The organism is Actinomadura sp. BRA 177, from assembly GCF_013372625.1.
GTDB lineage: Bacteria > Actinomycetota > Actinomycetes > Streptosporangiales > Streptosporangiaceae > Spirillospora.
The window spans coordinates 1-3,726 of the sequence record NZ_JABXFD010000419.1 but is presented as its reverse complement, the minus strand read 5'-3'; the positions used below and the strand labels follow the sequence as shown (position 1 = coordinate 3,726).

4 protein-coding genes are annotated in these 3,726 nt (G+C 76.1%); all 4 read left to right on the top strand.

Annotated elements, in window-relative coordinates; genetic code table 11:
* The first annotated feature begins 240 nt into the window (after positions 1–240).
* Positions 241–666 (top strand): hypothetical protein, encoded by a 426-nt coding sequence (locus HUX53_RS41525; protein ID WP_255205612.1) that lies wholly within the window; start codon positions 241–243, stop codon positions 664–666.
* Positions 663–854 carry a PEP-utilizing enzyme gene (locus tag HUX53_RS41520; protein WP_255205611.1) on the top strand — a complete coding sequence of 64 codons (192 nt, stop codon included), beginning with the start codon at positions 663–665 and terminating at the stop codon, positions 852–854. The genes HUX53_RS41525 and HUX53_RS41520 overlap by 4 nt, the downstream gene beginning before the upstream one ends.
* Positions 855–915: 61 nt before the next feature.
* Complete coding sequence (locus tag HUX53_RS42645) at positions 916–2,769, top strand: helix-turn-helix domain-containing protein (protein ID WP_176405716.1); 1,854 nt, start codon at positions 916–918, stop codon at positions 2,767–2,769.
* 9 nt (positions 2,770–2,778) lie between these two features.
* The coding region (locus HUX53_RS25275) for a cytochrome P450 (protein ID WP_176405715.1) at positions 2,779–3,726 on the top strand (948 nt) is incomplete at its 3' end.

Here is a 3,726-nt window from a genome sequence, read left to right as displayed (position 1 = left end):
TTGTGTAGTTGCTGTGTAGGGTGAGTGCGGCGGTGCATTGGTGGCAGAGGCTGGTAGTTAGATTGTTATCATCGTTTTTGTATTTTTTTTTTGACAAACAACAGGACGCAGAAGGAGTTGGCATCCGGTGTGGCGGCCTGGGTTTGGTAAATAGGGCGCGGCCCGGGTCGCGGCAGGCCGCCCGCAGCCGACCCCCGGCGGCGGCTGCGGCCGGCCCCCCCCCCCCCGGCCCGCCGCGCCGTGCTCAACGCGCTGCTGGCCATCATGCGGTGGCTCATCCGGACGCGGGAGGACACCCGGTTCTGCCGCACCCAGCTGTTCGGGCTTTCCCGCACGGTCCTGTGGCGGCTCGGCGCCGACCTCGCCGAGGCGGGCGCGCTCGACGACCCCATGGACGTCCTCGACCTCACCGTCGAGGAGGTCATCGGCGCGTTCGACGGCACCCTGCCCGGCTCCGGACCGTGCGGGCTGCGCGGCCTCGTGGCGGTGCGGCGCGCCGAACGCGACCGCCACCTGGATGCCCCGCCCCCGCCCGCGCAGCACGTCGCTGTCTTGGCGTCCGGGGCCGCGCCAAGGTCGTCCTCGATCCCGGCATCGCCCCCGCCGACTGCGCGGGCCGGATCCTCGTCGCCAGGGAGACCGACCCCGGCTGGCTCTCCCTCATGATCGCCGCGTCCGGCCTCGTCGTCGAGCGCGGCACCCTGCTCTCGCACACCGCCGTCACCGGACGGCTGCTCGGCGTGCCGGCCGCGGTCGCGGTCGGCGGCGCCGTGGCCCGCATCCCGGACGGAGCGTGGATCGAGCTGGACGGGCGCGCCGGCACGGTCCGGGTCCTGGACGATCGCGCCCGATGACGGGCCGCGCCGGCGGCCTCCGGCGCGACCCGCACACCCCCCGCACCAGAGGAGTTGGCACGTGGACGAAGGAGTGTTCGGCAGGACCGCCCAGGACCGGGCGATCGCCGAGGTCGAGCTGGAGATCGCGCGGCTGTGCGAGCTGCTCGCCGAGGGCCGCGCGATGGGCCTGGACGAGGGCCGGGAGATGGTCGGCGGCGCCATGTCGGAGTTCCTGCTGGAGTTCTTCGACCTCGTCCGCGCCAAGGGCTCGCGTCCCGGCATGCGCGGCATGGTCACGCTGCCGATGCTGGTGCACGGCGCGGAGACCGGCGAGCCGGGCCCGGCCGCGCCGATCGCGGTCGTCCACCTGCTCTGGTGGGCGTCCGCGCGGTACCTCGACGACCTGACCGACGCGCCGGGGACGCCCGCCGCCGCCGGTCCGAAGCTGCTGACCGCGCTCGCCGTCGGCAGCCACCTGCCCGCCCGGCTCCTCGCCGAGCGCGGCTGGCTGGACGCCGTGGACGGCCAGCTCCGTGACCTCGGCGGCCGCGCGGCGGCGGCCACCCCGGAGTCCGTGCTGCGCAGCTATGAGGGCAAGACCGGCGCGCCCTACGCGAGGGCCGCCGGTCCCGGCCGCAGCGCTGGCTGCCCGGCGCGGACCGCGGCAGGGTCGCCCGGTGGCGCGCGTTCGGACGGTCGCTCGGCGTGCTGCGCCAGCTCGTCAACGACCAGCGCGACCTCGCGTCCGGCCGGCACGAGGACCTCGCCAACGGCACCGCGACCCACCTGCTCGTCCAGCTGCTGTCCGCGCTGCCCGCCGGGCGGCGCCGGGAGGCGCTCGCGCTGCACGCCGCCGCCCGCCGGCCCCATGTTCGGCGGACGCGGCGAGACCTGCACCCGCCTCATCGCCATCGTCCTCACCGGCGAGCCGCTGCCGGACGACGACCTCGGGCGCTTCCGCGACCTCGGCGTCCTCGCGGCCCGGCAGGCGATCCCGCTGCCGGTGCTGTCCGAGGTGTGGGACCTCGCGCTCGCCGCCGCCCGCACCTGCTGGACGATCGCGCCCGCCGCGTGCTTCGCCGAGATGGCCGAGCTGACCGCGCACGCGGCGCGGCTCGCGATCGGCGCCCGGGAGGCGTGCATCCAGGGCTACGCGGAGGCTCCCCGCGAGGGCGGCCGGTCCCGGCCGCTGCGCTGGCTGCTCGCCGAGACCCTGATCGACGGCGCGCCCGCCGGCGTCATCGCCGAGGCGGCCGGCGTCCGGCTGGCGCCCGCCTACCTCGTGCTGCTGTGCGAGGCGCCCGCGGCGGCGTCCTGCTGGGAGCGGGCGAGCGAGCGCCTGGACGGCTGGGACGGCGTGCTGTACTCCGGCGACCTGTCCGGCCTCATCGCGCTGTTCCCGGCCGCCGACCCGCTGCGCGCCGAGGACCGGGCCGCCGAGTTCACCGCGGCCCTCGCCGGCCCGGTGCACGCCGCGGCGTCGCTGCGGCGCGGCCTCGCCGACATCCCCGACGCGCTGGAGGAGGCGTCCCGCGTGCTGACCGCCGTCAAGGCCATCCCGGACGCCGAGGACCGCCCCTACCGGGCGGACGAGCTGCTGGTCGAGCTGGCGATCCTGGAGCAGCCCGCGATCCGCGGCCGGCTCGCCGCCGTCCTGCAGCCGCTCGACGCCGGCACCGACCTGCGCCGCACGCTGGAGGTGCTGCTCGCCTGCAACCTCGACCGCGAGCGCGCCGCCCGGGAGCTGTGGATCCACCGCCGCACCCTGCACTACCGGCTGGACCGCATCCGGGACCTGTCCGGCGTCGACCCCAGCTCGGCGCGCGGCATCCAGCTGTTCCGCGCCGCGCTCACCTCGGCGCGGCTGACCAGTCTGGAACGCACCGGCCGCCGCGCCGAGGAGACCTCCCTGCCACCGCCGCTGAGCGCCTGAAGGAGACCGATGGACTTCCCCCTGCCGCACCGTCCGGGCGTCCCGCTGGACGCGGGCCACCTGCGGCGCCTCCGCGCGCGCCCGCTCGTCCCGGCCGCGGTGGCGGGCCGCGAGGCGCGGCTCGTCACCCGGCACGCCGACGTCCGGACGGTCCTGTCCGACGCCCGGTTCAGCCGGGCGGCGTGGCACGGCGGCACCCTCTTCGCCCGGACCCCGGCGTCCCTCGCCCTCGCCACCAGCGACCCGCCGACGCACACCCGGCGCCGGCGGGCCGTCCAGGCGCGGTTCACGGCCCGCCGCGCCCAGGCGGACCGCCCCCGCATGGCCGCGCTCGCCGGCCGCCTCCTGGACGGCATGGCGGCGGACGGCCCGCCCGCCGACCTGCTCGCCCGGTTCGCGACGCCGTTCCCGTACACGGTCATCTGCGGCGTGCTCGGCGTCCCCACCGGGGACCTGGGCCTGCTGCTGCCGTGGGTGAGCGCGATGATGTCGGCCGGGCACCACCCGGACACCGAGGTCAAGGCCGCGCACGAGGGCATGCGCGGCTACTTCGCCGAGCAGGTCGCGGCCCGCCGGACGCTTCCCGGCGACGACCTGCTCACCGAACTCGTGCACCGCTCGGACCTGTCCGCCGAAGAGATCACCGTGTTCGGCTCAGGCCTCCTGATGGCTGGCGGCGAGACCACCTCGAACTTCCTGGCGATGTGCGTCCTCGACCTGGCCTCCCGCCCCGAACTCGCCGCCCGGCTGCGCGCCGACCCGTCCCTGATCCCGCCCGCAGTCGAGGAATACCTGCGCTGGGTCTGGTTCGCCGGCACCGGCGGCCACCCGCACGTCGTCCTCGCCGACACAGAACTCGCCCGCACCCCCCCCACCCCGCCTCTTCTCCCCCTCTCACGCTGCCGACCAAGAGGACACCGTTCATCTCGCCGCTCCCCCCCCCCTCACCAAAACACA

Bases quoted from the DNA above. Each gene is read 5' to 3' on its own strand.
- HUX53_RS41520 (WP_255205611.1), top strand. From the start codon at position 663: ATGATCGCCGCGTCCGGCCTCGTCGTCGAGCGCGGCACCCTGCTCTCG.